The organism is bacterium (genome assembly GCA_021158245.1).
GTDB lineage: Bacteria > Zhuqueibacterota > QNDG01 > QNDG01 > QNDG01 > QNDG01.
This window is the reverse complement of the sequence record JAGGVB010000135.1, coordinates 1-3,601: the sequence shown is the minus strand read 5'-3', so window position 1 is coordinate 3,601 and position 3,601 is coordinate 1. Positions and strand designations below refer to the sequence as shown.

2 protein-coding genes are annotated in these 3,601 nt (G+C 34.0%); both read right to left on the bottom strand.

What is annotated here, in order from left to right:
* Window positions 1-1,064 precede the first annotated feature (1,064 nt).
* Window positions 1,065-2,414: a sigma-54-dependent Fis family transcriptional regulator gene (locus J7K93_07320; GenBank protein MCD6116807.1), complete on the bottom strand. Its 1,350-nt coding sequence runs from the start codon at window positions 2,412-2,414 to the stop codon at window positions 1,065-1,067.
* Between the two features lie 71 nt (window positions 2,415-2,485).
* On the bottom strand, window positions 2,486-3,601 hold a 1,116-nt coding region (locus tag J7K93_07315; protein MCD6116806.1), incomplete at its 5' end, for a hypothetical protein.

Sequence of the window (3,601 nt, the reverse complement as noted above, 5' to 3'; positions counted from 1 at the left end):
TTTGCTCATATTACACCCAATAGCAGTTTCATATACTTTTTCCCCTGTAATTCTATTACTATACATAATATTCAAACTTTTATCTTATATTTTACAAATTATTTTCTATTTTTATCAAGAAAAAGACGCACTTTCCCTGTTCCCCATAGTCTGTTGATAATTTTCCAATCGTAAATCTTAATCATTCTCATTTTATTTCCGTTCCTACGGTGGCGAATGACTCAATGCACCATCTTCATCCGGCCTTTCCCGCACACAGGGCATAAACTTATGTCTCTGCCCGTAAGCTTGAAAAACAGTTCCTTCCAGATCAGCTTTTCAACTGACTTTTTTAAACATACATTTAACAGCTCCTAGGCTATCTTTAATTTTGCGTTTAAATTACGGCTGGCCAGTATTACATAGTATCGTACCTTGAAAAATCCTTTAGGTAAAAAAGGTCTGATTCACCCCATGAGATAGTAAAATATATACTTCGTTCATATAATTATAAATTTATTATTTTACGGAGTAAACTCAAAAGCATCAAGGCTCATTATCTTTTCTTTTCCATAACGCTCTCCTTTGGTTAATTAATATATCCAAAGGCAATAGAAAAAACTCATTTTCTCAAGGTTACTACGAAATTGTCAAAAAACTACTTTCTTTACTGCCGCGAAGCGGTTTTGTTCAACATAAAATTATATAATATTCTTCCTTGATTAAATATAGTAGTGAATACACTTAAATATATCCAACAACCATACCAAACACCCCTCATTGGACATATCTTCAATTTTTCCAATCAGTTAAAGTGTTAAATAAAAGAAACCATGAAGACTTCAACAATGGCAGTAGTTATACAAAAGTATAACACGAGAATGGCCGGTTTAATAAAATCAATCACTTACATTGTGTTATTTTGCAACAGGTTTTTGCAGAATTGACTACACTTTTAAGATATTTGATATGAGTATAAATGTGAGATTAATAATTAATTTTCGATAAACAGGAAATGTCTTTTGAAGGGCAAAACAACATCTCTATGTATTAAATATCATACAGTAATGTTGTAAAAATGACTACTACCTTATTCCAAGTGTTCTCATTTTTCTATACAGATTCGTCCTGTCTACTTCAAGCAGATTTGCAGTTTTTGTTATATTTTTACCTGTTTTATCAAGCGCTTCCAAAATATGTTCTCTCTGAAATTGCAAAGTTGCTTCTTTGAGATTTTGAGTTTTTATATTCTTTGAAGTATCCTGGCCTTGCAGACTGGGTTTAATATTTTTAATATCAACTAACTGCCCCGAATATAAACTGCAGGTATATTCTGCAAGATTTTTCAATTCCCTTACATTTCCAGGCCAGTCATATGTTTTTAAAAATTGCTGTACTGCAGGTGTAAACATCGGTTTTGCACTGCCCTTTTTCCCTGAGAAATATTCAATAAAATAATCAAGCAAAAGAGGGATATCTTCTCTTCTCTCCCATAGTGTAGGCACTTTTATTTCAACAGTTTTTATCCTGTAGTAAAGATCACTCCTGAATTTTTTATTTTCAATCGCCTGCTCAAGATTTGTATTTGTTGCTACAACAACACGCGCATCAATCTTTATATCTTTAACACCGCCAACTCTTGTAATAATACCGCTGTCAAGAAAATGCAATAATTTTGCCTGGACACCTTTACTTAAATTTCCAAGTTCATCAAGGAAAAGAGTGCTTTTATCAGCAAGCTCCAATTTCCCTTTTTTTAATCCTACAGAACTGGTATATGCTCCTCTCTCAGAGCCAAAAAGCTCACTTTCAATTAAAGTTTCCGGTATACAGGAACAATCTATCTTTATTAATTTTCTATGTTTACGATTACTCTTATTGTGGATTGCATGTGCAACTAATTCTTTGCCCACTCCTGTCACTCCGGTAATCAGAACATTACAGTTAGATTCTGCTACTTTGTCAATTAAATAATAGACTTTCCGTATAGCCTCCGACTGCCCGATCATTTTATATTCGGACAAAGACTCCTCTTTATACCTCTGGAGCTCCTGGGCATTTAAGCTTGATGAAACAGCATTACGTAAAGTTAATTCAAATTCCTTTTTGTTAATTGGTTTCTCAACAAAATCATACACCCCTATTTTTATTGCTCTTACAGCATCAGGAATTTCGCCGTAAGCTGTTATCAGAATAACAGGCGCAACAGGGCGTTCTTCTATCATCTGTCTTGCAGCATCCATCCCTGACATATCAGGAAGCCTTAAATCCAGCAGAACTACGTCAGTATCCCTGTTGATATTAAAAAGTTCGACAGCCTTTTCTCCGAGGTCTGCTTCTATAACTTCATACCCCCAGGATCGAATCATATCACATAATCTTTTTCTGAATGAAGGATCATCATCCACTAATAATATTTTTTGCCTGGATGTCATAATTTTTTCTCAAAATTTCAGATATAGTGATTTCTATTGTAATTACTCTATAGCAATTTATGTGCCAGCAATCATAAACCATTATTATAGCTTTTAAAACGCATGCTGACAGATGTACCTATTCCTGGCTGGCTGTTAATGCGGAGTTCTCCTTCATGGCTTTCAATAATCCGTTTAACAAGAGCAAGCCCAAGCCCTGTTCCGGAATCCTTTTGAGTAAAATAGGGTTGTGTAATTTTGTCGAGATATACCGGAGCTATGCCTTTACCCGTATCATGTATAATAATTTCAACACATCCGTCTTCATAATTATTTTTCCCTGAAGAGCTGAAAGCGTGAACCTTTCTTGTGCAAACACGGATAGTACCTTCTGTTTCAATACTCTCAACAGCATTAACAAAAACATTTGTCAATGCTGTCTCAAACTGGCGCTCATCAATCAAAGCTTTTGGGTTTGACTTATCCAGATCCCACTCAATATTAATAAATGATGAAAACGAACTATGCAGATTCAGCAAAATCTCACTTACCTTTTTATTTACATCCACAGGTTTTAACTCAGATTTTTTAAAATTTACAAACCTCATAAATCCATCACTCATTCTCTTCAATCTGTCAAGCTGCCCCTTGATTGAGTTAAAATACTTGAGCATATCTGCATCATCTTTATTATACTTTTCCTGAAACAAATCACACTGATTATTAATATCCATATCAATTGAAGCCAGTACTGTCTTTATTCCATGGGCAAGATCCTGTGCAATAACAGCCCAATATCTTACTTTTTTTATATACTCCTCATCGGATTTGTCAATAATAGCAAAAGCATAGAAATCTAAATCCCTTAAAAATTTCATTATAACCAGATACTGGTTCTGGAAGCCTTCTGGTTTATTTCTTAAAGCAACCGTTTTTCTTCTTTTTTTAGTATCCATCAGCTCGTTAACTACTTCTAAAACAGGCTTGACTGTATTAGGCAATAAAATTTTATTCATGTCCCTACCCAAGGCAGAGTAGTGTTCTATTTGTAGAATATTTGCCCAATCCCTTCCAATAAATTTTATTTTCTTATTTTTATCAATTATCAAGGTATAATCACCTGAACCAAGCTGTGTATTAAATTGAGCAACAAAATTAAACAGCTTCTTTTTACGATTTTTATATAAAGCTACCACCGCAATAGCAAA